General features: G+C 44.2%; 27 protein-coding genes. 10 read left to right on the top strand and 17 right to left on the bottom strand.

Features of this window, described 5'->3' with window-relative positions:
* Nucleotides 1-109: 109 nt before the first annotated feature.
* Nucleotides 110-1,549 carry an aldehyde dehydrogenase family protein gene (locus FHS45_RS02440; RefSeq protein ID WP_258953973.1) on the bottom strand — a complete coding sequence of 480 codons (1,440 nt, stop codon included), beginning with the start codon at nucleotides 1,547-1,549 and terminating at the stop codon, nucleotides 110-112.
* 2 nt (nucleotides 1,550-1,551) lie between these two features.
* Nucleotides 1,552-3,195 carry an acetolactate synthase large subunit gene (locus FHS45_RS02435; RefSeq protein WP_062445001.1) on the bottom strand — a complete coding sequence of 548 codons (1,644 nt, stop codon included), beginning with the start codon at nucleotides 3,193-3,195 and terminating at the stop codon, nucleotides 1,552-1,554.
* 219 nt (nucleotides 3,196-3,414) lie between these two features.
* Here FHS45_RS02435 and FHS45_RS02430 point away from each other — a divergent pair, with 219 nt between their 5' ends.
* The 3 genes from FHS45_RS02430 (at nucleotide 3,415) to FHS45_RS02420 (ending at nucleotide 5,793) form a co-directional block, all read left to right on the top strand.
* Entirely contained in the window at nucleotides 3,415-3,792 is a 378-nt protein-coding gene (locus FHS45_RS02430) for a VOC family protein (protein ID WP_062444999.1), read from the top strand.
* A gap of 489 nt (nucleotides 3,793-4,281) precedes the next feature.
* On the top strand, nucleotides 4,282-4,734 hold the full coding sequence (locus FHS45_RS02425) for a hypothetical protein (RefSeq protein ID WP_062444997.1): 453 nt from the start codon (nucleotides 4,282-4,284) through the stop codon (nucleotides 4,732-4,734).
* A 243-nt stretch (nucleotides 4,735-4,977) separates the two neighbouring features.
* Nucleotides 4,978-5,793: a hypothetical protein gene (locus tag FHS45_RS02420; protein WP_062444995.1), complete on the top strand. Its 816-nt coding sequence runs from the start codon at nucleotides 4,978-4,980 to the stop codon at nucleotides 5,791-5,793.
* A 44-nt stretch (nucleotides 5,794-5,837) separates the two neighbouring features.
* On the opposite strand, the gene FHS45_RS02415 is transcribed toward FHS45_RS02420, so the two are convergent.
* The 3 genes from FHS45_RS02415 to FHS45_RS02405 all read right to left on the bottom strand — a co-directional run bounded on the left by FHS45_RS02415 (nucleotide 5,838) and on the right by FHS45_RS02405 (nucleotide 6,845).
* Complete coding sequence (locus tag FHS45_RS02415) at nucleotides 5,838-6,194, bottom strand: hotdog domain-containing protein (RefSeq protein ID WP_371872010.1); 357 nt, start codon at nucleotides 6,192-6,194, stop codon at nucleotides 5,838-5,840.
* 104 nt (nucleotides 6,195-6,298) lie between these two features.
* On the bottom strand, nucleotides 6,299-6,586 hold the full coding sequence (locus FHS45_RS02410; protein ID WP_062444990.1) for a hypothetical protein: 288 nt from the start codon (nucleotides 6,584-6,586) through the stop codon (nucleotides 6,299-6,301).
* 61 nt (nucleotides 6,587-6,647) lie between these two features.
* On the bottom strand, nucleotides 6,648-6,845 hold the full coding sequence (locus FHS45_RS02405) for a hypothetical protein (protein WP_062444989.1): 198 nt from the start codon (nucleotides 6,843-6,845) through the stop codon (nucleotides 6,648-6,650).
* A gap of 178 nt (nucleotides 6,846-7,023) precedes the next feature.
* Here FHS45_RS02405 and FHS45_RS02400 point away from each other — a divergent pair, with 178 nt between their 5' ends.
* The gene (locus FHS45_RS02400) at nucleotides 7,024-7,296 is read left to right on the top strand and encodes a hypothetical protein (protein ID WP_062444987.1); all 273 of its coding nucleotides are present in this window, start codon (nucleotides 7,024-7,026) and stop codon (nucleotides 7,294-7,296) included.
* A gap of 68 nt (nucleotides 7,297-7,364) precedes the next feature.
* Here FHS45_RS02400 and FHS45_RS02395 read toward each other — a convergent pair whose 3' ends face one another.
* The 7 genes from FHS45_RS02395 to FHS45_RS02365 form a co-directional block, all read right to left on the bottom strand.
* Entirely contained in the window at nucleotides 7,365-7,739 is a 375-nt protein-coding gene (locus FHS45_RS02395) for a VOC family protein (RefSeq protein ID WP_062447800.1), read from the bottom strand.
* A 610-nt stretch (nucleotides 7,740-8,349) separates the two neighbouring features.
* Nucleotides 8,350-8,958, bottom strand: a complete 609-nt coding sequence (locus tag FHS45_RS02390) for a flavin reductase family protein (RefSeq protein WP_062444984.1) — start codon at nucleotides 8,956-8,958, stop codon at nucleotides 8,350-8,352.
* Nucleotides 8,958-10,211, bottom strand: coding sequence for an MFS transporter (locus FHS45_RS02385; protein WP_062444983.1), 1,254 nt, complete (start codon nucleotides 10,209-10,211; stop codon nucleotides 8,958-8,960). Before FHS45_RS02385 ends, FHS45_RS02390 begins: the two co-directional genes overlap by 1 nt.
* Before the next feature lie 57 nt (nucleotides 10,212-10,268).
* Nucleotides 10,269-11,756, bottom strand: a complete 1,488-nt coding sequence (locus FHS45_RS02380) for a sodium:solute symporter family protein (RefSeq protein WP_062444982.1) — start codon at nucleotides 11,754-11,756, stop codon at nucleotides 10,269-10,271.
* Nucleotides 11,757-11,759: 3 nt separating this feature from the next.
* Complete coding sequence (locus FHS45_RS02375) at nucleotides 11,760-12,011, bottom strand: hypothetical protein (RefSeq protein ID WP_062444980.1); 252 nt, start codon at nucleotides 12,009-12,011, stop codon at nucleotides 11,760-11,762.
* Nucleotides 12,012-12,072: 61 nt separating this feature from the next.
* The gene (locus FHS45_RS02370; protein ID WP_208416244.1) at nucleotides 12,073-12,993 is read right to left on the bottom strand and encodes a hydroxymethylglutaryl-CoA lyase; all 921 of its coding nucleotides are present in this window, start codon (nucleotides 12,991-12,993) and stop codon (nucleotides 12,073-12,075) included.
* A 15-nt stretch (nucleotides 12,994-13,008) separates the two neighbouring features.
* Nucleotides 13,009-14,205 (bottom strand): CaiB/BaiF CoA transferase family protein, encoded by a 1,197-nt coding sequence (locus tag FHS45_RS02365; RefSeq protein WP_062444978.1) that lies wholly within the window; start codon nucleotides 14,203-14,205, stop codon nucleotides 13,009-13,011.
* Between the two features lie 247 nt (nucleotides 14,206-14,452).
* Between FHS45_RS02365 and FHS45_RS02360 the strand changes: the two genes are divergently transcribed.
* The 6 genes from FHS45_RS02360 (at nucleotide 14,453) to FHS45_RS02335 (ending at nucleotide 21,096) form a co-directional block, all read left to right on the top strand.
* Nucleotides 14,453-15,124, top strand: coding sequence for a GntR family transcriptional regulator (locus FHS45_RS02360; protein WP_062444977.1), 672 nt, complete (start codon nucleotides 14,453-14,455; stop codon nucleotides 15,122-15,124).
* Between the two features lie 520 nt (nucleotides 15,125-15,644).
* The gene (locus FHS45_RS02355; protein ID WP_062444975.1) at nucleotides 15,645-17,084 is read left to right on the top strand and encodes an amidase; all 1,440 of its coding nucleotides are present in this window, start codon (nucleotides 15,645-15,647) and stop codon (nucleotides 17,082-17,084) included.
* Between the two features lie 38 nt (nucleotides 17,085-17,122).
* Nucleotides 17,123-18,337: a M20 metallopeptidase family protein gene (locus FHS45_RS02350; protein WP_062444973.1), complete on the top strand. Its 1,215-nt coding sequence runs from the start codon at nucleotides 17,123-17,125 to the stop codon at nucleotides 18,335-18,337.
* A 30-nt stretch (nucleotides 18,338-18,367) separates the two neighbouring features.
* Entirely contained in the window at nucleotides 18,368-19,078 is a 711-nt protein-coding gene (locus tag FHS45_RS02345; protein WP_082412017.1) for a DUF5058 family protein, read from the top strand.
* A 33-nt stretch (nucleotides 19,079-19,111) separates the two neighbouring features.
* Nucleotides 19,112-19,816 (top strand): hypothetical protein, encoded by a 705-nt coding sequence (locus FHS45_RS02340; protein WP_062444971.1) that lies wholly within the window; start codon nucleotides 19,112-19,114, stop codon nucleotides 19,814-19,816.
* A gap of 26 nt (nucleotides 19,817-19,842) precedes the next feature.
* Nucleotides 19,843-21,096, top strand: a complete 1,254-nt coding sequence (locus FHS45_RS02335; protein ID WP_062444969.1) for a M20 family metallo-hydrolase — start codon at nucleotides 19,843-19,845, stop codon at nucleotides 21,094-21,096.
* Nucleotides 21,097-21,244: 148 nt separating this feature from the next.
* On the opposite strand, the gene FHS45_RS02330 is transcribed toward FHS45_RS02335, so the two are convergent.
* The 5 genes from FHS45_RS02330 to FHS45_RS02310 all read right to left on the bottom strand — a co-directional run bounded on the left by FHS45_RS02330 (nucleotide 21,245) and on the right by FHS45_RS02310 (nucleotide 24,932).
* Nucleotides 21,245-21,814 (bottom strand): tetratricopeptide repeat protein, encoded by a 570-nt coding sequence (locus FHS45_RS02330; RefSeq protein ID WP_062444967.1) that lies wholly within the window; start codon nucleotides 21,812-21,814, stop codon nucleotides 21,245-21,247.
* Nucleotides 21,796-23,145, bottom strand: coding sequence for a YecA family protein (locus FHS45_RS02325; protein ID WP_166761346.1), 1,350 nt, complete (start codon nucleotides 23,143-23,145; stop codon nucleotides 21,796-21,798). Before FHS45_RS02325 ends, FHS45_RS02330 begins: the two co-directional genes overlap by 19 nt.
* A 178-nt stretch (nucleotides 23,146-23,323) precedes the next feature.
* The gene (locus FHS45_RS02320; RefSeq protein WP_062444963.1) at nucleotides 23,324-23,875 is read right to left on the bottom strand and encodes a flavodoxin family protein; all 552 of its coding nucleotides are present in this window, start codon (nucleotides 23,873-23,875) and stop codon (nucleotides 23,324-23,326) included.
* Nucleotides 23,876-23,950: 75 nt separating this feature from the next.
* A complete protein-coding gene (locus FHS45_RS02315) occupies nucleotides 23,951-24,406 on the bottom strand; it encodes an SRPBCC family protein (protein WP_062444961.1) in 456 nt (151 codons plus the stop codon).
* Nucleotides 24,407-24,560: 154 nt separating this feature from the next.
* Entirely contained in the window at nucleotides 24,561-24,932 is a 372-nt protein-coding gene (locus FHS45_RS02310) for a VOC family protein (protein WP_062444959.1), read from the bottom strand.
* Between the last annotated feature and the right edge of the window lie 88 nt (nucleotides 24,933-25,020).

The raw sequence follows: 25,020 nt of genomic DNA, 5'->3' as shown, positions 1-25,020 counted from the left end.
AGAAAATCATCGATTAGAAAAACTTGGCTTATTGCCAAGTACTTATGGCGAAAGCCTTAGATTTTCTTATCCTTTAATCTTTTAACAAAGTTAAAGTATAAAAAAGCACTCAGTTTTTTTCATTTAAGTTGATTCCAACGAACTTCACTTCCGTCATATCTTCCACCGCATATTTGACGCCTTCTTTCCCAATCCCACTTTTCTTTACTCCGCCATATGGATGGTTATCCTGCCGATAAGTCGATATTTCATTGATCCAGACCCCGCCCATTTCCAATTGATCCGCAACTCGAAGGGCCCTGTTGAGATCATTTGTGAAAACTCCTGCCTGCAGGCCATAAATCGAGTCATTCGACATCCTTATAACCTCGTCTTCTGTTTCAAAAGGTATCACGGATACGATAGGAGCGAACACTTCTTCTGCGATTACTTTCATATCATTGGTTACATTGGTCATAATCGTCGGGGCCAAAAATGATCCTTTTTGTTCGCCGCCAGTTTCAATCTTTGCTCCTTTTTTCACAGCATCATCAATCCACGTTTTGGCTCTTTCTGCCTCTTCCTCATTGATCATTGGTCCGAACTCTGTTGTTTCTTCCATTGGATCCCCAATAGCCAGGAATTCCGTCTGTTTGATATATTCTTTTAAGAACGAATCGTATATCGATTGATGGACATAAATACGCTGAGCAGAAATACATACCTGGCCGGAGAAAACAAAAGCACCTTTGACTAAATTAGCTGCCACATGCCCGATGTCAATATCGTCAAATAGGATATTTGGAGAATTGGAACCTAGTTCCAGGGTCACCTTTTTAAAACCTGCCTTTTCAAGAATGCCTCTCCCGACAGGCAAGCTCCCCGTAAACGTCACTTTATGGATCTTATCATGTTGGACAAGCGGGTCACCTACCACTTCGCCACGCCCCATGATTAAGTGAAGTGCTCCTGGGGGAAGACCTGCTTCAAAAAACAATTTAACGAGACTGTAAGCGGAAACTGGTGTCTTCTCTGCCGGTTTGAAAATGATGGTATTCCCAGCGGCGATCGCTGGAGCTATTTTATGAAGCGATAAATTTAACGGGAAATTAAAGGGAGTAATGGCAGCCACGACACCGAGTGGTTCGCGCTTTGTAAACCCTAACCGGTTTTCCCCGCCAATGGCCGCATCCATCGGTATCACTTCACTGCTAATATGCTTCGCGTGTTCAGAGGCGAACCTGAGTACCTGGATAGAACGCTCCACTTCACCGAGGCTATGTTTGAACGGCTTCCCTGCTTCTTTTGTAATTGTTTCGGCAAAGGATGCTTTTCGTTCCTCGAGTAAATCTGCTGTTTTCCGGAGAATATTCGACCGCTCGTAGGCAGGCATTTTTTTCATTTGCTCATGAAAGGTAGCGAAACCTTGATCAATCGCCTGATTCAAATCCTCTACATTTGCTAATACGACCTCAGCAACCTCTTCCTGATTATATGGATTACGGACTGTCATCGTTTCCCGGTTCGCTTCATTGAGCTCCTTACCATTGATAATGGAACTAATTTTCACATTCACACACCTCCTTCACAATTAATGTCCCGCAGCATTTCCGTCAACTTCATATTTTCTCTATAGTCTACCTGACAGTCGATCAGCACTGGTTTGTTAAGGCTGATTGCTTTTTCCAATCCAGGCTTCAATTCAGCCGTTTTTTCGATTCTCATCGCTTCAAATCCATAAGACTCAGCAAGTTTGACAAAGTCCGGATTTCCAAAACTGATGTGCGACGGTCGCTCGAACTTTTTCAGCTGATGCCATTCGATTAGCCCGTAACCATCGTCTCTCCATAGCAAAATGATAATGGGAAGGTTCAGCCTGACCGCTGTTTCCAACTCTGCCCCCGTCATCTGGAAGCTTCCATCGCCACAAACTGCAACCACATTTCTATCCGGATGAACGAGCTTTGCAGCAATCGCTCCCGGTACAGCTACTCCCATCGAGGCGAGACCATTAGAGATGAGGCAAGTGTTTGGATGAACGGTGTGGTACATTCTGGCCATCCACATTTTGTGCGCCCCGACATCGGAAATTGCAATATCCTCATCTTTAAGGACGTCACGGAGATCATAGATTATTTTTTGCGGTTTAACAGGGAAATGATCATCCTCCTTAAAACTCTCCAGTTCCTCAAGGGCTGACTTCCTGATCGGACTAAACCAGTTATCATCGCTATCCTGTTCTGGTATAACGTTCAGAAGCTTTCTCAGACTCTCTCCGATATCTCCGACCACATTCAAAGCGACAGGGTAATGGGAGTCAATTTCCGCTTCTTCGGTGTCGATATGCAGGACAGGGGTCGCGGCTTCCGGATTCCAGTTTTCCGGAGGTGTTTCTGCCATATCCATCCCGATCGTTATAACTAAATCCGCTTGCTGGAAGCCACATGTAATATAATCTTTCCCGCTGATTCCAGCCGTCAGCAAACTTAATTCATTTTTCCAGGAAATCCCCCCTTTTCCCATAAACGAATGAACGACAGGGATATTTGTCTGTGTCACAAACTTTAGTAAATCCTCCGTTGCTTGACCACGGGTCACTCCATTTCCGGCCAGGATAAGCGGGTGATCAGCCTTAGAAATGAGGGATGCGGCCTGTTCAATGACATCATCCTTCGCTACCGATAAGGTATGTCCGGTCACTGGCAATGGCGATTCATCCACTTCCATACCGGCCACATCTTCGGGAAGGTCGATATGCGTCGCTCCAGGCTTTTCCTGGATCGCCAGTTGATAAGCTTTTCTGACCACTTCAGGTACAATTTCTCCTGTTTTAATTTGTGCATTCCATTTCGTCACCGGTTCAAAAATATCAACAAGATCGTAATACTGATGCGATATTTTATGTTGGCGATTCAACCCTGCTTGTCCGGTTATGGCGATCAGAGGGCAATGATCCATATTGGCATTTGCCACCCCCGTCAACAAGTTGGTTGCCCCAGGCCCTAATGTCGCTAAACAAACACCAGGCTTCCCTGTCAGTCTTCCATAAGTTCCTGCCATAAAAGCAGCGCTGGTTTCATGACGGGTCACTATAAACTCAATTTCTGAATCAACCAGGGCATCCATCAAATCGATATTCTCTTCACCAGGCACACCGAAAATATACTCAACCCCTTCATTTTCCAGGCATTTCACAAGCAATTGTGCAACATTCATGTAAATCCCCTTCCGCTTTATTATTCACCCACAACTTATTTTGTGAAGAATATCCATTTTTATTAATTCAGACAAAACAGTGCCTGACCCCCACCCTGCTAAGAGAGCCCCTCCTTTCGTTACCAATAGAAACATAAAGCCAAATTATAAAATATTGGCATTTCAAAAAAGAAAAGGTAAAATACGAATATAAAGTGAGTTAAGTAAAGGAGCTTTCTTATGATTAACAAAATTGGTAAAATAACGGTTTATGTAAAAGATCAAGAAGAAGCCAAAGATTTCTGGCTAAACAAAGTTGGATTTACCTTAAAATTTGAACAAGCTATGGGACCAGGCATGTCTTGGATAGAAGTGGGACCAAGTGAAGAAGAATTTACTACGGTAGTTCTTTACTCGAAGGCAGCAATGGAAAAACAAAATCCTTCTGCTGTTGCCCATCCTACTATTATTTTCAGTACAACTGACATAGAATCCGCCTACGAGAAAATGAAAGAAAACGGAGTAGAAGTAGATGAAATAAAAAGAATGCCTTATGGCACCATGTTCTCATTTAAGGACCAAGACGGAAACAATTACATACTACGTGAAGACAAGTAATGTAAGCTAAAGCATGGATTTCAACTAAAAAATCCATGTTTTTTTATTTCTTAGCCTCGATTTACTTCTTAATTAACAACCTATAACCGTTTATTTGATTGAGTATACCGAGAAACGCATTCTCTAATTGGTTGTCTCAGGTCTCTTTTTTCACCTAATTGACGCCGTTTTAAAAGTACCATGTTCGCCTTTTTGCCTTTTCACTTCTTTCTCAAGCAACCTTAAACGTCTATGTATTCTGTAGAAAATCGGAAGATAAGCTATTACAACTATTATCATCCAGCCCAAGCTAACCCCTTCTACAACCTTGCAATTAATTGTAAAAATTGTTAGTTCAAGTCATTTCAAACTTCTTTAATCACCGCAGTACTTTTTCCAAAAAACACTTCATCTAAAATTCAATTCTTCCCACACTACTGTCCTTATCTGATCGGGGATATTTCTGTATAAAAATTGTAATTCGAGGAAATCTAACGTGAGGTGGTGGCAGTGGCATTTATAATAATTGCTGGTTTTATCCTTCCATGGGTAACCGGCGTCTACTTATATAAAAAGGCACCGAAGATTTTCTACACAACAGCGCCCATTACCGCATTAATTGCTGTCGTTTTAAACCAGGCAGGCATACACCTAGGGTTATGGGAAGTAAATCATATGCCAAACATTATGCTGTTGGATTCCTTGTTCTTAGACCTGGGTATATTCACGATCGCCGGGGCCTGGTTCACCTATATTCTCGTCTATAAAAGGAAGCACCCTATTTTGGTATACAGCTTGTTTATCGGAGGAATGGTAACGTTAGAAGGGTTAGCGCTTCTCCAAGGAACCCTTTCTTATGCGCAGGAATGGAGTTTTATTTACACCATCCTAATGTATATTGGCGGTTTTTTAGCCATTGGGGCTATTTCAAGGTTGTTAATAAAGCTCAACGTCTACCCATAATTCAATCCTTCTTCCCTTGAAGCAGGTATAGATCATTGGAAAACCAAACAGGGTTGCTTACAATCTTTTATTCTATTTAAACAAGACGGTCTTGCCCCCTCTTCTTGTCCGAATACCACCTCTTTTCGTACAACTTCACTCCCTTTCTCTCTTTTCCTGTCCGAATAATAAGAGCCACCTCCCGAAATAGAAAGTGAAACTTTTTCCAATTTTAAACGTACCTTATGTAAGGAGGTAGATCGGATGACTCAGGTGAAAGAGCTTATTTTTCAAGACGCAAGGCGCCAACTGTTCACAGGCGCTGCTTTATCTATTATTGCACTCGTTTTCATTATCGGTTTCATTACCATGAACCCAAGCGGCATACTTCTTTCACTCGTGTATAGCGCAATTTTCACGATAAGCGGTCTCGGGCTGTTACGGACCGGCTATCTGGACTGGAAAAAAGCCAAGCAGACTGAAGTCAATTTTGAAACCGATGACACAAAGACCACGTACGAACGCGTCCCTGCCCGGATGTACCTTGGACAAAAACCGATGAAATCCTATCAGGCGGGTTTATTTGCTATGGATGGCGAGCTTTATGGGGAAATCCAGGAAGAAGTCAGCCTCAAACAAAGATTTCTCACGGGAATTACCGCTATATTTTCGTTTGATACCGTCCGTTCGGCTAACTTTATTTTAAAAGATAAAAACGGAAGCCTCCTATATAAAGTGGAAAAGAAAGGCGGGTTCTCGTGGCGCGGTTACGTCCAGAACAAAGAGGGGCACTACATTGCCTATACGAAAGACACGAAAAATAAAGGGAAGCAAATCACACAATACATCGAGCATGATCAGTGGCGCTGGAGTGCCGAGGGCGATGCAGTTATCGGTCACTTCACGATCAAGGATCAAAACGGCACCACATGGACGATCATCAAGCGTGGAGCCATCCCTACTGAAGCGGTCGATCGCTTCGAACGCATGCCTGGCTATTTAGTAGAATGGAAAAAAAGGGACAACATCCCGGCATCCCTGATTGCATTTCTATTTTTGCTGCAATCGCGGGATCGATAACAACAAAAAGCGCCTGTTCCCAACTTTCGGGGCAGGCTACTCTTTTATAGAATAACTCCGGCGAAATTCCCTTTCAGCACTTCTTTATCCTTTTGATTGGTACAAGAAAAAGAAGCCACAATCGCTGTTCGATTTTTCTCTGTCTTTTCATAGCTGTCAATGGTAGCTTCACAAACAATGGTGTCCCCTGTGAACACCGGCCTCATAAACTCGAAGTTCATCGTCCTGGCGAGTACATTATGATCTCCACCGATTTTCGTCGGAAGGGTGGCCGTAAGTAACCCTTGCACGACAAGCCTCCCCTGCTCGTCCGGGGTTAAGTGATGCACGCCCTCATCCCCGGAAATTCTCGTAAATAACTCCACGTCTTCTTTTGTAAAGGTCCGTTCGAAGGTGATCATATCGCCTGCTTTTAGTGCCAACGCTATTCCTCCTTGCAGTGATCTCACTAACTCCTACTTACGGCACTCACCTTGAAAATACCTTTTCCAATCTAAAAACAACTTTATTTTCCTAAGTTCAACAGCCATTCCCGCAGCTTTTTTTTTGGAAAGTAAACATTGCCATTAATCGATAGGTGCGGGATATCGGGATGTTCTTGTCTTAAAACATTAGCATCCTTCTTGGATATTCCCATAAAGTTATGTACGTCTTTCTCAGGAATCAGTTCATGAGCACGATCCTCTTCTTGAAACGCGTCCAGGAGACTTTTGCCATCAGGTGCCTTGAAATTCTTCAGTCCCTCCCCAATAAAAAAACCCGCCGCAGCAATACCTAAAGCTATCCAAACCATTCCATTTTCCTCCCAACTATGAATGGATGTGTAAAAACTGCTTCTTTATTAACCACTACCATTACGGAATAAAATCAAACGCATCCTTAAACAGCTTTCCAACTCTACGGAAAAGGAAAAAAATCAGACGGATCGGCAAAATCAACAGTTCAGGCACCCAGAATAAAAGATCGAAGAAGCCATCCCAAAACGTATACTCACCTTTGTTCTTCTTTGCTCTCCTTGTCTTTTTCTTCTTTTCTTCCCACCGTCCCCACATCACCAAATCATCTCCCAACCGTTTCTACTGTTATACATTCTACGAACCACTCGCAAAATCGTTTCAACATTTTCCCATTCACCATTGTCGTAGCAGGTATTTTTTGCCATAATTATACTATTGTTATGTTACATCACATACATTATTAATCTATGATGATCGGTGGGGGAGAGCACCAGTGGATAAAAAGTTACTAATCTATACCATACTCGGAAACTTTTCATTTGGAATTCTTGCTATGTATGCTTTTGTTGAGCTTCATGTACAAGAGTCCTTTCCTGTTTTAGGAATCATCTTTTTTTCATTGACGACTTGGATCATCGCCGATTATATCGCCCTGCTTCATCGGCGAGCGGATGATAACCACCGGCTGTTATGGATTGGTAAGGCAACGCTGTTAACCACCTTCATGATAGGAGGAATGGTGTGGGCAACCATTTATTTTCAATAAAAAAGAGTCTGACCAGCATCATGGTAACTAGTACCAATGCCAGCCAGACTCTTACCTCTCCATTTCATTCACTTTTCCATCACAGCAAAATAATTCTCTTCCTCGTCGGCAAAATTAAACACTCTTCCCGAAGGCATCTCAACAATTTCCCCGACCGTAATATTTTTACTAGATAAGTCCTTATGTAACTGATTGAGGTTATCCGAGTAAAACATTAAGGACGGTGTCCCGAGATTCATGTCAGGATCCATTTTTGCAATCAACTGTTTATCGTGAAGAACAAGACTTGTCCCCGCTCCTTCTGGGGGTGCGACCTCAATCCACCTCATGTCGCCATTACTTTCATCTGCAATAACAATAAACCCAAGCTTCTCCGTCCAGAAACTGACTGCCTTATCCTGATCATTGACATACACCATCACTTGACCGAGTTGATTAATCATTTTTCCACTCCTTATTGGGATAGATAGTGTATTACTTTCTACAACCATTCCGCTACTCCTCTATACATTTCAAAAAAATCCATTTATGTACTTCCTAAGTTCGTATCTTTTACTTATCATGACCGCTCCCGTACGCACTCCGCTGTCTAACGGTCTTTATCCTTCTTCTTATGACCACCCCAGCACGCGTTCCGCTGTCTAGCGGTCTTTACACCTCTTCTCATGTCCGGCCCAGCACGCATTTCGCTGTCTAGCGGTCTTTACACCCTTTTCATGTCCGGCCCAGCACGCATTTCGCTGCCTAACGGTCTTTACACCCCTTTTCATGTCCGGCCCAGCACGCATTTCGCTGCCTAACGGTCTTTACACCCCTTTTCATAACCACCACAGCACGCATCCCACTGTCTAGCGGTCTTTACACCCCTTTTCATAACCACCACAGCACGCGTTCCGCTGTCTAGCGGTCTTTACACCCCTTTTCATAACCGCCACAGTACGCGTTCCGCTGTCTAGCGGTCTTTATCCCATCCTAGACTTTGAAATATCCATGTCATTTAGCGAAGAAACAAAATCACTTGGTTCATGCGAATACAAATTTCCTTCTACAAGTCTACTTCAAGTCCTCTTTCGGCAGTGTAAAAAAGTCCTTATTTTCGCTGAACTGATTGGCAAGCCGGCCGAGGGGACGCAGCTGTTCCAAGTCCACTTTATAGGCTTCCTGATAAAATTCATCCTTAATGTGGTACATCACCATCTCGCCAATCACTAGATAATCACTGCCGAGCGGGATGATTTGCTCGAGCCGGCACTCCATTTGAATCGGGGCTTCCTTCACGCGCATCGGCTTCACGAGATCACTGGCAACCGCAGTCAGTCCTGCTTCAGCAAACTCATCGATCTCAGCTGGCACATGCTCCGCCGTTTTTTGCAGTGCATTTCCTAACGGTGTCGTCGCTATGTTGATCACGAATTCTCCGTTATCACGAATGTTGGTCAACGTATCTTTGACCGTTCCCACGCGCTCACCTACTCCCGGACCAACCGAGATGCAGAGCATTGGCGGATTTCTCGAAGCGACGGTAAAAAAGCTGTAAGGGGCCAGGTTCAGGATGCCGTCGTTTGAAATCGTCGACACCCAGGCGATCGGACGCGGTACGACCGACCCCGACAGTAGTTTATATACTAGGTTCGTTTCTAGTTCCGATGGATTGAACTTCATTACCCCAAGCTCCTTTCCTGCTCTTTTTTCAACTTATTCAATAACGTTAATAAAAACATGACGACAATCATCAAGAATGAAATCAGCAGCCACCCGAACATGTACCCTTGCGTCTTGTCAACGACGAGTCCGAACAATGGCGGCAGAAAAATGACCCCCATCGAGCCGAGTGTAATGCTGAAGCCGCTCGATAAGCCGGCCTGCTCTTTCGGTACCAGCTCTGAGGCGAGGTTCATCCAGATGCCATTAAATCCGGAGACCGCAAAACCAAATACAAAAAACAGTGGAACGAGCAGGCCATATGGCGTTCCCGTAGGTAAAAAGGCAACGACCGCACTGGCGACCAGTGTAATTGTCACAATAATCGCCATCACTTTCAGCCGCTCCCCGCCAAAGACACGGTCACTGATCACTCCCCATCCGATCCGTCCAAACGAGCCGCCAACCTCGGAAACAACCAGCAAGAGTCCGGCTAACACAAGGTTGATGCCGAGCTGTTCATAGGTAAACAGAACAAGATATGTATTCAACGCCATTTGCGACCCATTGATTCCCATCGCACACAGACTGATCAACAGCAATGCTTTATTTTTCGCCATTGCAGCAATCGCCTGGAACGTACTGCCCGGCGCCGCTTTCGCCCGCTTATAATCTTTCTCCTGCTCGGGGTCCCGGTATAAAAAGTAAGCAATCACTCCTGTCAGAATCAGCCCGATACAGGCAAACAAGACAACGATTCTCCATCCGTACGTCTCGGCAAGCGGCAAAAGTAAAATTGCAGCCAACGCAGAACCGAACGTAATCCCCATCTGCTTGATACCCATCGCGGTCCCGCGCTGTTTTTGCACATGCCAATAAACAATCCCGCGATTGGTCGTCGGGTGCATCCCGCCATAGCCGATTCCGCCAATAACAATCAACAATAAGACCAGCACATAATTATGCTGAAGGGTCATCAGCAAAAAGCTGACACCCAAAGTCACCGACATTACCATCAGTAATGGGCGGGAACCGAAGCGGTCCGCCAAGAAACCGGTCGGAATAGAGGCAACCGCCTGCCCGAGAAAAAGGGCAGACGGCAGCAGTCCGACTTGTGCTTTTGTTAGTGATAAATCCTCTTCAATCAATACACCAAGCGGTCCGAGACTGCGGCCGATGAACGCGACCATGATCTGTGCCATCAATAGCCATAGCAGCATTCGCCACGGCTCGAACTTGTTCGCTTGTGTGAGCGCTGTTGCAGGTTTTTCCATAGTATTTCATCTCTTTTCTATCAAACTGCTATAAATAGAGACTAAACCTATTTGCCCCTACATGCCAATGACTTGCTTCGCTTCTTTTTCCTCTACGACCGACACGGTCATAACCAGACTGCCAACTACACAGATTCCTATGTTGACCAAAAGACCCCAGAGGCCATTTGCGATACCAAAGTAGGATAGGCCGAACAACGTCATGGAAGAAGCGATGATCGTACCGACAAGCATACCGGCAAATACCGCTTTCGTATGAAGACGGTTCCAGTACAACCCGATGATCAGCCCCGGTGCGATTTGCACGAGCAATTCAAATTTCAGAACGAAAATTTGATACAACGTGCCAGGCGGGAACCAGGCTACCAAAATTAAAATTCCTACAGCGACCAGCCCTACCATTTTCCCTACTAATAGCTTCTTCTTCTCGGAGGCATCCGGGTTGATATAGCTGCCATACAAATCATTTGAGATAATCGAAGAAAAAGTGAGCAATACGGAATCAGCAGTCGACACAATGGCTGCAATGACACCGCCAAACAAAAGAACCATTGCCCAATAGAAAATGACGTTCTGACTTGCGACGGCACTGGCCATCATCCCGACCAGCTGCTCGGATTCACCCTCGGTCAAACCAGGGTAAGCGTTAATCCCGATAATACCGATGATGAATACAACACCTGCCGTCAAGAACGGCATCCAGGCCATTCTGCTGAATGAGCGTTTCAGAGTCCGTTCACTTTTCGCAGCAAAAATCCGCTGGATCGCATGGGGATAGACAGCCGCACCGATCCCGATCATTACAAGTAAGCTGAACCAGTTCATGACTCCAGGACCATCTGGGACACCTAGCTTTTCCGGAGAGTAGGCTTGCATGTAATCCGCTGATGTCGGCAAGCCGCCAAAATAGACGATTGAACCGATCAATAGCATGAACACACCGAATAACAGCGCGATTCCTTGCATCGTATCTGTATAGGCGACCGAGCGCATTCCACCAAGCCAGCCGTATATGACCATAATGATGACGAAAAAGACGACGCCTACCTGATAAGGAATCGTACCGCCGGTCAGACCGGACACCCCTTGCCCAATCGCAACGAGCTGCTCCAGCAGATAATTTCCAAGTCCGTAAAGCATCAATAGCGACGCAAGAATCGTGACGGCCTTTGACTTGTATCGTTTTTCAAACCACTGGGCAGGCGTTACAAGACGATATTTTTTGCCCAGTCGATATAACCGTGGAGCGAACAATAAGTATGCCATAATAATGGTAATAAAAAATGGTACAGAAACTAAGTATTCATACCCCATCCGATAAGCGGACGGCGGATAACCGACAACGGTATTCCCGCTGTACTGTGTCGCAAAAAAAGTAAAAAACAGGACCATGACACCAAGTCCCCTGCCTCCAAGGTAATACTCATCAAGGCTTTGGTGGATATGGCGATTGCGCAAATAAGTGACTACCCCGACACCAAGCATGATCAATCCATACATGGCCAAAATCAAAATACCGGACCAACCTGAGAATGCTAAATCCATACCTTATTTCGCTCCTTTCTGTTCGGCTTCTTCCTCGTCTTCTTCTAACATCCAATGGTATTTAAGCACATACGACAGATAAGCAGACAATAATAACGACGACAAAACAATGATCACAGCCCAGAGTGGTACGCCATACACGAGTATTTCACCAAAGCTCGCCGGGAAATACCACGGGGTAATCATCGCAAGCAAGATCCCTAGTATGATCCAAATCCTCGGGTTTTTAATCGGCTCTCTCTTTTCGCTCCCCACATGTGTTGCCTCCTTTTATTTCAAAATTTTCAGATTTAAAAGAGTAAAAAAATTTTTCTTCTTACTTAGAAAATGCTGGCTGCTCATGCAAGTCCGAGATTTTGCCTGCCTTGATAACCTGTCCCGGAACTTCGTGGCCTACTAATGTTTCCAGATGTTTGGATAAGTTAATCAATTTATCCAAATCCGCATTCACGTCGTAGCCCATAAAGGCAAGCATATGGACAAGATCCTCCGTGCAAATATTCCCAGTTGCCCCGGGAGCAAATGGGCAGCCGCCCAGACCTCCAAGCGAAGCATCATACCGGCTCACACCTGCGCGAATCCCTTCGATGACGTTCGCAAGCCCCATTCCACGTGTATTATGGAAATGAAGGGTTACCGGGAGATCCGGCCAGCGGTCCCGCACTTTTTCACATAAGCCATGTACCTGATTCGGCGTGGCCATCCCTGTCGTATCGGCAAGGGTGATCCCAACTGCTCCTAATTCAAGGTACGCTTCCGCCAGTTCCAGGACACGGTTCTCATCGATCGCTCCTTCAAATGGGCAGCCAAACGTTGTGGCAAGCGTGCCATTAATAGCGATTCCTGTTCCGGATAAGTAGTCGGCAATCTCTTTAAAACTGGCAAACGACCGATCGACCGTCCGCCTTACGTTTTTCCTGTTGTGCGTTTCACTGACAGAAGCGACGAGGTTGACTTCATCCGCCTGACACGCTGCTGCCCGCTCCGCTCCCCGGACGTTGGGAATCAATGTCGTGTAAATGACATCCTCCTTACGCTTGATCCCATTCATCACTTCCTCCGCATCCCTCAGGTTCGGAATGGCTTTCGGTGAAACGAACGAGGTGACTTCAATTTTGTCTATGCCGGAATCACTCAACTGATCAAGCAATGCAATTTTGTCATCTGTCGGTACGAAACGATCTTCCATTTGGAAACCGTCCCTTGTTGCCACTTCCTGAATATAAATCCGTGTCAAGTTCCCTCCCCCTTTCTAAATGATTCCTTGCGCTTTTAAGGCTGCAATTTTTTCCTCATCATACGTAAGCCAGTCCTTCATCACTTCGTCGGTATGCTGTCCAAGTTCTGGACCGAGCCATTTCGTCTCCCCTGGAGTTTCACTCATCTTCGGAACCACCCCAGGAACTTTCAGCGACTCCTCTTCATTCAACTGGAAATTCTGGATCATTTCCCTGCTCAAGTAATGCGGGTCTTTGACGATATCTTCGATGCTGTAAATCGGCCCGGCAGGCACTCGTGCTTCATCCAGTTTCTCTAAAGCGGTTTCAAAATCGACCGTTTTTGTCCACGCTTCAATCACTTCATCGAGAAAGTTAGCATCAGCTGCTCGCCCGCTATTACTCTGATAACGTTCATCCTCACCGAGCTCCGGACGTCCAACCACATCCATCAGCCGCTTGAAAATCGCATCGCCATTACCACCGATGACAACATACTTACCATCGCTGCACTCGTATGTATTCGATGGAGCGATGCCCGGCAAGGAAGTTCCGGTACGCTCCCGGACAGCGCCTACCTTATCAAATTCAGGAAGTGCACCTTCCAGCAGACTAAATACAGCTTCGTATAACGCCACGTCAATGACCTGCCCTTTTCCTGTACCATTCACGTCCCGGTGATAAATCGCCATCATAGCACCAATCACGGCATACATGGCAGCAACCGAGTCACCAAGGCTGACACCAACACGCGTCGGCGCCTGATCCGGGTAGCCGGTCAGATGGCGAAGGCCTCCCATTGATTCGCCGACACTGCCAAATCCTGGCTTGTCACGATACGGTCCCGTCTGACCGTATCCGGAAACTCTCACCATAATTAGTCCGGGATTGATCGCAGACAGTTCCTCATAGCCCAGGTTCCATTTTTCCAGCGTTCCAGGACGAAAATTTTCAATTAGGATATCGCATTCCTTGATCAAGGACTTGATGATTTTCTGCCCTTCCTCACTTTTTAAATCAACAGTGATCGACTTCTTGTTTCTCGACTGGAGTCTCCACCATAGCGAAGTCCCTTCGTACACATGTCTCCAATCACGGAGCGGATCACCTTTTTTCGGAGGTTCCACCTTGATGACATCGGCCCCGTTTTCAGCCATCAGCCTGCCTGCGAACGGTCCGGCAATCAAGCTTCCCATCTCCAATACTTTGACACCTTCTAAGCTTTGCATCATGCCACACACCTCTTTGTCTTTTTATAGCTGCTAGTCTTTTGCTCCCTTCGGATTAAACGCTTTCAAAATTGGATTAATTTTCAGAATGTTGTGTTTTATCCTAACAGTTTGTATACAAACTTTCAACCCAGTCTATGAAATTAGTGAAAAAATAAGCTTATAATACCTACTTTGTATACAATTACCTAGATTCGTTTGATGAAGTCACTCTGTTTGTATACAATGAATGTAAGGGGAGGTTGTATGCATGACTGTCTATGAATCGATCAAACGCTCCATCTTGCACGGAGAATTCCCGCCCAAAATGCGGCTGACAGAGGAATTTTTAGCAAATAAACTAGAGACGAGCCGGACACCAATCCGGGAGGCGCTGAAACAATTAGAATCAGAAGGGCTTACCGTTTCCATGAAACGAGGCGTCCGCGTCCGCCATTTTACGAAAAAGGACATCCAGCAAATCTATGACCTGCGGACACTGCTGGAAGGCTACGCCGCTGCCCAGGCAGCCATCCACCGGACCGAAGCCGATCTTGAAAATATGCGCCTGGCCAACGAATCCTATGACAATGCAATCGACAACTATATCCAAACAGGCGAGACGACAATCGAGGATATCCTGGATATCAATCATCAGTTCCATAACGCCGTCATCCACGCCTCACAGAACCCGCATATTTATTCCCACATAACGAAAGTGGTCGTGGTTCCACTGATTTTCCGGTCCTTTTACTGGTTCAATGAAGAGCAGCTTCGGCATTCGCTGGAAGCTCACAAAACACTATTAAAAGCGATCGAAGAACAGGATATGGAACGCGCCCGAGTCGCCATGCATGAACATATTTATCATGGAAGAGATGAAGTATTGAAACAGATGGATACGATTGATGAGCAATATTCGCCAGCTAAAGAAATACAGTAAAAAAGGACCTTTTCAATGATGGTCCTTTTTTATATTCGATTTTTTAACAACCAAAATTACCTGTCTTGCAAAACCATAGATGGTACATACTATTTTTGACAGATAATCTTACATAGGGCTGGAAACTTGTAGATTGTAAGCCTATGATGCTAAGTAATTGTTAGTTCTCTATACGACAAAACCTTTGGTATATCGACAATAAAACCACTGTAGTTCTCTATTGGGTCAAATTATCTAAATCTTTAAAATAATTTGATATCTAGCTGGCTAATAATGTATTCTAATTACTATAAATTTGAAGGTAATCCAAAAAGGAGTGATTTATTAACTACTCATAATCATTTTCTGAATGTTTATTTATATTTTTTACATAGGAATCTTAGTCTCTGGATGAATAGGTTTATTACCCCTTTCAGCGTAGAATCTCAAAGTATTCTAGCTTTTACGACAAGGGGCATACCAACCAAAGAATGGCAGAATACTAGCTTGAAAATTTTTCCAGGTAAGGAGTTGCTATATTATGGGGAATGTGGATTGCCTTTCTACTGCTCGCCATCTCGCAAAAGCCATTAAGGATAGAGATGTTTCTGCTCGTGAAGTAATGGAAGCACATTTAGTACAAATTGATAAAGTAAACACTGAAGTCAACGCAATTGTTTCACTTGATAAAGAGCATGCACTAAAAGAAGCTGATCAGGCAGACAAGCTGCTTGCTGGTGGTGAAATGCCAGGCCCCTTACATGGTCTGCCAGTCGCAATCAAAGATACGCATCAGGCCAAGGGTTTTCCAATGACAAGTGGTTCACTTGCCTTACGTGACAATATTTCCACAGAAGATGATTTACATGTGGAACGACTCAAAAAAGCGGGAGCTATCATCATCGGAAAAACAAATGTACCGGAATTCGGTGCAGGCGCCCATACCTTTAATGAGGTATTTGGTGTCACTCGTAACCCTTACAGTCCGGCTTACACAGCGGGCGGAAGCAGTGGTGGTGCAGCTGTTGCCGTCACAACCGGTATGCTGCCATTTGCTGATGGAAGTGATATGGGCGGATCTTGTCGCTTCCCTACTGCCTTCAATAACGTTGTCGGTATGAGAACCTCACCAGGAAGAATCCCCTACCCGAAACCGGCGCTCTATTCCCCACTAGTTACACAAGGACCGATAGCAAGAAATGTAGAAGACGCTTCCCTTATGTTGTCTATCATGGCAGGACCGGACAACCGATCACCTATTTCCATTGAAGAATCCGGAGAAAAATTCCTCCAACCCTTCTCAGAAAATCTGACCGGACTTCGTATTGCCTGGTCTGCTGATTTTGGAGGAGCATTGCCAGTAGAGTCGGATGTGAAACGAAACGTGGAAGCACAAATGAATTACTTCACCGAGCTAGGGTGTCATGTCGAAGAAGCTTGTCCAGATTTAACGGAAGCTGAAGAAGTATTCCATGTTTTCCGTGCCTGGGAAATTGAAATGTCCTACAGCGAACTATTTGAGCAATACGAAGATGTCATGAAACCAAGTTTTAAATGGAATTTCAACATCGGCAGAAGCTTACGAGGTTCAGATCTCGGAAGAGCAGAACGGTTACGCAGCCTGCTGTATCACCGAATGCGTACCTTTTTCGAAAAATATGATGCACTAGTGTTACCAGTCAGCCAGGTGACCCCATTTGATATCAACTTAGAATATCCAGCCGAAATCAATGAAGTGAAAATGGAGAATTATATTGATTGGATGCGTTCTTGTTACTATATCTCGGCACTTGGGAATCCTGCTTTATCCGTGCCGAGTGGGTTCACAGAAGATGGACGACCACTAGGACTGCAAATTGTCGGTCCCCATCGAGCTGACTATGACGTACTCCAAATCGGTCGTGCCTTTGAACGGACTACAAACTATGGTAAACAACGTCCGCCAATAGCAACTGCAGAAGGCGGCCATATTTCTACTTAATGCTTTTTCTAAAACTAATATAGAAAGGATTGATAGTCATGAAAGAAAAACTTTTTGCAAGATTAGAGGAACTTTATCCAGATTTAGTAGATTTCCGGAGGGACCTTCACATGTACCCGGAACTTTCCCACACAGAGGTCAACACGCCTAAAAAGGTAGCAGAGTTCCTTACAGAGTTAGGATTAGAAGTGAAAACAGGTGTGGGCAGTCGTGGCGTGGTCGGTATCTTAAGAGGCGGAAAGCCAGGGAAAACAGTTGCACTAAGGGCCGATTTTGATGCCCTTCCGATTCAAGATGAAAAAGATGTAGAATACAAATCCCGTGTACCAGGAGTCATGCATGCCTGTGGCCACGACTTACACACAGCCGGACTGCTTGGAGTTGCTAAAGTACTCAGTGAAAACAAGGAGGATATCGAAGGCACTATCGTCTTCATTCACCAGTTTGCAGAAGAAGTCATCCCTGGTGGAGCGAAATTTATGATTGAGGATGGCTGCTTGGATGGCGTCGATGTCGTATACGGGGCTCATGTCAGCTCTACTGAACCATTGGGTACCGTAGGGTTAAAAGAAGGAAACGCCATGGCTAACGGAGACACTTTTGAAATCGAAATCTCAGGTAAAGGGACACATGCGGCAACCCCTCATTTAGGAGTTGACCCGCTGGCAGCAGGAAGCCAATTGCTTTTGAACATACAACAGATCGTAAGCCGTCAGGTTGATCCTCTAAAACCAGCTGTGGTAACCGTAGCCTCTTTCAACGGAGGAGAAGGATTCAATGTTATTCCTGATAAAGTATCCATTAAAGGCACAGTACGGACGTTCGATGATGATGTCCGCGACTGGGTGGAAGAATCGATCGAACGAATCGCCGTTCAAACGTGCGGCGCCTTGGGGGCATCTGTGAAGTGTAACTATGTCCGGGGCTATCCAGCTGTCGTCAACCACCCGGAAGAAACGAGGCGCGTGGGAAAGGTGGCTGCTGAGTTATTCGGTGAAGGAATGGTTCAGGAAATGCCTCCACACATGGGGATGGAAGACTTTGCTTACTATTTAAAAGAAGTTCCAGGCAGCTTTTTCTGGGTCGGTGGAGCATTAGAAGATAAAAATGAGGTCTACCCGCATCACCACCCTAAATTTAATGTCCAGGAACAAGCGATGATGTATATTGGAAAACTATTTATCGCTACCGTAATAGATTTTCTATCCGGAGAGGATGTCCACATTTCACGAGAAAAAGAATCAGCTAAATAACAACCAATCTTTTAAAGGAGGAATCCCATTTTGAACGAGAGCGTCTTTCAAGTTGCTAACAGTACACCCCTTTGGATTATGGCCTTTATATTTGTAGGCATTGTTATGTTTCAGGCTATCGTCTTTTTAAGAATGGCCAAGAAAGCTGCTCCTGATGCAGGGATGACCCAGAAAGAAGTGAAAACTGCCATCCGGACTGGCTTCATCAGCTCTCTCGGACCATCATTCGCCATTGCAATCGTGCTCGTTTCTTTGATTGCTTTGCTCGGTTCGCCTCTTACATTGATGCGGATCGGAATCATCGGGTCAGCTGCCACAGAATCCGCTGCTGCCGGGATCGGTGCTGACGCCTTTGGATTAGAACTGACGTCAGATAATTTTTCTCTGGAAGCTTTCACCACAGTGGTTTGGACGATGAGTTTAGGTGGAATGGGCTGGTTGATTTTTACGGCTTTATTTACAAAATCACTCGGTAAGACTCAGAAAAAGATTGAAAAGAAAAATCCAAAAACGATGGCGCTTATCTCCACTGGTGCAATGCTGGGGGCATTTGGCTACCTTGCAAGCGATCAGATGGTTACCAGCATCAACCATACCATTGCCGGTGCAGTGGCCCTTATATCCATGGCTATCATTATGATAGTTGCCGAAAAAGCCGACCTTTCATGGTTAAAAGAATGGGCATTAGGTATTGCAATGGTAATTGGAATGACAAGCGGTTATCTTACCACCTTTCTTTAAGCGTCACTTCATAAAATTTAAGGAGGAAATCATATGAGTATGAAGGCCGAGAAGGTAATCCAACAAGAGTTTCCTTCCGAGAAGCCAAACGGATTAGAAGCATTTCATGACAGAGCCCATTTCTGGGGCAGATTGACCCTGTTCACGTTAATTTTAATGTGTTTAGTCCCTCCTTTATATATGTCATTCATCGTAGATGCCCATCCTGGCTGGGGTCCTATATTCACCGGACTAGTGGGGTACGCAGGGTTTATTGGGATTATGTGGGTACTGGAACCGATCACCTATTACCCTACACTTGGAGTTGCAGGGACTTACTTAGCATTTTTGACCGGTAATATTGCCAACATGTGTCTCCCTTGTTCTGTATCCGCCCAAAAAGCGATTGGTGCAGAAAGTGGTTCCCGTAAAGCAGAAATCGCCGGTGTTTTTGGTATTGCCATTGCTTCTCTTGTTAATATCGTGGTAATCGTGATGATCATCATTGGCGGAACTTATATCCTATCTGTGATACCACCTGCTGTAGAGAATGCATTTCAGTTTGTACTGCCGGCTATCTTCGGCGCGGTATTAGGACAGTTTGCCTATAAAACTCCTTCCTATGGCCTCGTTGCTATCGTCGTAGGTATGGCTATCCTGTTTTCTCCGATTTTTGGATTAATTAAAATTGTTCTATGTGTAGCGCTGACAATTTCTATTATTCTAGCATTAGAAAAGAATAAGAAAGCAAATGCTTAAACCAGGTTAAGAAAAGGAATGATAACATGGCTCTTAGACAGCTTACAATTAATCAAAAGAGATTAAATGACCATATTTCCGAACTTGCAAAAATAGGTAAGATAGGAGAAACAGGTGTCTGCAGACTTGCCCTCTCCCAGGAATACAAGGCCGGAATTGAAAGGGTAAAACAATGGATGGAAGATGCCGGACTACAAACACGAGTAGATCATTTCAGCAACCTGTTTGGACGACTGGAAGGAAAAAATCCTGAAGCCCCTGCCCTACTGATCGGCTCACATATCGATTCGCAACCCTACGGTGGACAATTCGATGGAACCATCGGGGTATTGGGAGCTTTAGAAGTACTGCAAACGATGCAGGAAAACGGGATTCAGCCAGACATTCCAATTGAAGTGGTCTCTCTATGTGACGAAGAAGGCCATCGCTTCGGCAAAGGGTTATTCGGATCCAGAGGGATTTTAGGAAAACTAGATGAGGGTGAGCTGGAACGCACAGATAAAGACGGCATTTCCCGCAGAGAAGCATTACAATCCATCGGCTGCGATCCTGATCGATTACAAGAATCCAAGTATCCTAAAGATTCGATTGCGGCTTATCTTGAAATGCATATCGAACAGGGTCCGCTCCTCGAAACAGCCGATCAACCCGTTGGAATTGTAAACGGAATCTCAGGCCCACTATGGCTGACAGTGGAATTGTCCGGGTTTGCAGGACATGCAGGTTCTGTCCCGATGAACCTAAGAAACGATGCCCTGCTTGGGGCATCAAAAGTAATTACAGCTTTGAACGAAATTGTGAAACAAGAACCTGAGGCTCCTACTGTCGGAACCGTAGGTAACATCGAGGTTTTTCCAAACGCGAGAAGTGTCATTCCAGAAAAAACAAAATTCACAATAGATTTAAGGGACATTGATAAAGACCGCCGTGACCGTTATGAACATCAATTAAGAGATAAAATAGCTGCAGTGGCAGAAGAAAATGGACTTGATTATGAAATTAAAGAAGACACCAACAACAGTCCAAGATATTGTGACCCCAATATTAAAGCGACCCTGCATGAGGAAGCAGGTAATATGGGATTAGATGCACCGGAATTGATGAGCGGGCCTTTCCATGATGCACTAATCATGGCGGATGCTTGTAATTACGGCATGATTTTTGTCCGGTGTAAAGATGGGATCAGCCATAACCCCAAAGAATTTGCTAAGGCAGAAGACATAGCAATTGGAACAGAGTTATTGTTACGAACAGTTCTTAAAATGGCGACAACTAAGTAGATAATATCGAAACACAAAAACATGAGAATTTTTTTCTCCTGGAAAGTGTTTCTCTTATGATAATCAACAAGACCAATAAAAAAATGCCAGTCTCCACTATGAAGGAGGACTGGCATTTTTTATATTTACCTAGGTCTGTTACGTAACGTTAAGGAAGCTTCACGGACTCCCAGATATGTTTATGGCGATGATAATAAACGGTAGCCTCTTCCAGAGATCCTGGTGTATACTGGTCCGGTATTTCTTCAGGCAGATCTGTTCTACCTGTAATGAAACCCATAACGTATAAATTAGCCTCAAATGCTCTGTCCAGCAATTCCTTTATGTCTTTATAAGAGCTTCCTTCTAAAATTTCAATTAACACTTCTGCATAATAAAAGTCCACTGTATGATCTTCCGGATACTTTTCCAGCAGCTCACGCGCCTTCTTGACCTGTCTCTGTTCTAAATAGAGCGTCATCAGTTTAAAGCGGATACCCTGATTATCATTTGGGTTATAGTGCAACAGATATTCATAACCCTCGATCGCTTTTTCCACTTCGCCTTTTTCCACATAAAAATCCGCTGTCGCTTCCTGTGCTCGGAGCATCGGACGTGCTTCGATTATCCCCCACATACTGTGAACATCATCCTGTCTCCATTCCGGCTGCATCGAACGAAGCCCGGTACTCTCAGCCTTTAACAAGCCTATTTCTTTTTTCAAATCATCTTCTTCCATTTGCGCCTGACAAGGGCATCAATATTCTTATCATCATACTCCAACGCTTTGTTTACGAGCTCCTCTTTTAAGTCGATATCCTCGACCTGCATGGCATCATAAGCAAGGATTTGAGCACGTTCTTTGTCATTGGCTGGGATAAAAGGCTCGTTGTGTTGCTCCTTCATAAAGTGATTGATATCATCTACATTCGTAAGCCCTGACGCTTCGATCTTTTTATGCATTTCATAAATACCCTTTTCCATGTCGACATTTTTCCCGGGCTCCACATTCCGAACTACTGCAGCTGGCTCCCCGCCCATCTTCTCATCCATCATCTGGAAGATGAAGTCTTCGAATTCATCAAACCTGCGGACGATACTGCCGGTACTGACACGATATTTTTCAGCGATCTGCTTTTGCGTGATATCGTAGTCCTCCAGCTCGAAAAATGGCGTGGCTACCATGAAATATTCAAGCGCAGCAGCCAGGACAGCCGGTTTTCTGATTTGCGGTTGATGCTCCTGACAAAAATTCTGCCAGAAGTGTTTCAGGCCATGATAGCCTTCTGCCTGCTGCACATGAGGGGAAACATGCTCATCAAGCAGTGCCAGCACCTCCAGCTCTTCCGGTCTGCCATCCCACATTTCCTGCAACGAATTCGGCGTATCTAACATCCAATGTTCTACTTCCTGTAAAAAATTTTCTTTTATATAATCAGGCACCGGTATAATAGCATTACCTTGTTTCCTCCGCCCCTCAAGCTGTTGGATATAATAATCTTTGAGCTCGCCACTGCCCGGCATCGCAATCGGAAGGAAACTATAAATTTCTCCCCAGTTGAATAATAGCCCGAGATAATTTGGAAATTCTTCTAAGTATTCTGTTTCTAACGGAATACTTATTCTATCCACTCGATAGGTTTGTTCGCGAAAATATTCACGTACTACCACAACACTTTCGCTTTCCATTTCTTCCATATAGAAAAATCCAGGTATGGCATTTTCCCAGTCCTCCAGCGCTTTTCTCGTCGCAGGCCGAACAATATTTTTCTTACGCTTCGATAAAAACTGCTGGTAAGGCGTCTTACCATCCTTCAGCTGTTCAAATATGCCACGATAAAGCAGGCTCACCAAAAACAGGATTTGATCTTCGTCCGTTTCAGGTTCCCGATGAGGCAACAGGTAAGGATAAGATTCTAACATATATTCCTGGAACTGGTGTTGAAAGTTTTTCAGCTCTTCGTCTATCTGCTGGGTAGGGAAACTAACAACATTCGTTTTCCCACAGCACTTTTTATATTTCTTCCCACTCCCGCATGGACACGGCTCATTTCTACCGACTTTCTCCACTTTGTTCACTCACTTTCTATAAATTCCTGTTAAATAAAGCGTAATTGAAAACGATTTAGAGTACAACTGAACTACACATACTCGTTAAAATATTCGTTATGGAAATTAATCATAAAAAAAGAAGCCAATCGTCTGTTTAGAACGAATTAACTTCTGAAAAGCAGCTCCTAATCTTAATTTAAGCTCTTTCTTTTATCACTTCTCCTAACTTCTGTGCATCTTCTATAGCTGTCTTATCGGTAAAAATATCTTTAGGTTTTCCGCCTTCTCCTAGGAGAAATCCTTTATAATTCAATCCGATAAATTCGCAGATGTACTGGAACTGTTGGACTAGCGGGAGTCCTTTCACCCGAGGCTCATCACCTCCGACAGCAACAATATACGCGTCTTTCTGACTCATTTGCTCTTTAAAATCCGGGTATTTATCATCCCTTACCGTTCGCGACCAGCGATCGACAAAGCGTTTCATTACACTGCTCATGCCATACCAATAAATTGGTGTAGCAAAAATTAAAACTTCACAATCAAGGATTTGATCAATGATCTGATCATACTCATCATCTACTGGAGAGAATCCATTGATATCATGCCTTTGATCAATAATATCGTGGTACCGATACCTTTTGAGATCAATTCGGATGACGTCCGGTAAGTTTTTGACGACTTCTTCTGTTAACAGTTCTGTATTCCCATTTTCTCTCGTACTTCCATATATTACGCCAACTTTCATTTAGATCACCTCATATCAATCATTTGTTTGAGTTTAAGCACAGAGAGCATATGTAAAATAACCAGGTGCTTATCGTCATTCATTCTCCAAGTAACTTTTTAACGCATCCAGATCTTTTGCGCAGGCTTTCTTAAAGGACCCAGCCATTAATTTACCAACTACTTTTGAAAAGCCACTAAGCTCATTTATCTCGCCGTTAAGTACAATATCAGAAGAATCGCCAGATGAATGGATAAGATATGTAAACATAAATTCCCCTTTACCGGTTGTCCCTTTTGTACCATCACAGCGAAGGACAATTTTGTCTGGTTCAACAAGCTCGACTACCTCAAAATATTCGGAAGCTTCTTTTCCGAACATCTTTCTTGTTTCCTTCCATTCACTTCCCTCTTTGATTGGTCCCTCATCCAAACGTTCCATCTGGACTAAGCCATTCATCCAGTGTTCAGCAGCATCCAGGTCAAGCAAGGATTTGTAAGCTTTTTGCTGAGGTACCTGGATATTTCTTGTCACATCAAAGCGTATACTCACGGTGATTACCTCCTTATTTTAATGGAATCACTTATATTAAAGAAATTCGACTACAGCACTGGTCATGACCCTGTAAGTAAAAAAAGGATACCCTCAATATGGATATCCCATCTTTGATCATCCTCTATCTTTAAATCTTTGAACTATAGGATATTTATCTGTGTTGGTCGATAAGAATAGGGTTGCCATCAGGATCTTTGATTACAATATTTTCTGGCCCTTCACTAGCTTCATCAGCTTCAGACAATAGTTTAATACCGCTTTCTTTCAGCTGTTTTTGTAGTTCACGAACATCGGTAAAAGGTTCAATGTTTTCTGCATTTTGGTTCCAGCCAGGATTAAAAGTTAAAATATTCTTCTCGAACATTCCTTGAAATAAACCAATGACACAGTCTTCATTTTTCATGATGATCCAATTTTGATCCGTGTTCCCTCCAAAGGATTGAAACCCTAATTTTTCATAAAAATCTTTTGACTTGTTAATGTCTTTCACGTTCAAACTGACGGAAAATGCCCCAAGTTTCATCCTATTCCCCCTAGATCATTCGTTAGTTTATAATAGGTTCTCTCTTATTAAGCAAAAATCCTTTTAAATTACCAAATAAGCAATTGTT

It is taken from the genome of Thalassobacillus devorans (assembly GCF_011761345.1).
Classification (GTDB): Bacteria; Bacillota; Bacilli; order Bacillales; family Halobacillaceae; genus Thalassobacillus; species Thalassobacillus devorans.
This window is presented reverse-complemented; position numbering and strand designations above follow the sequence as displayed.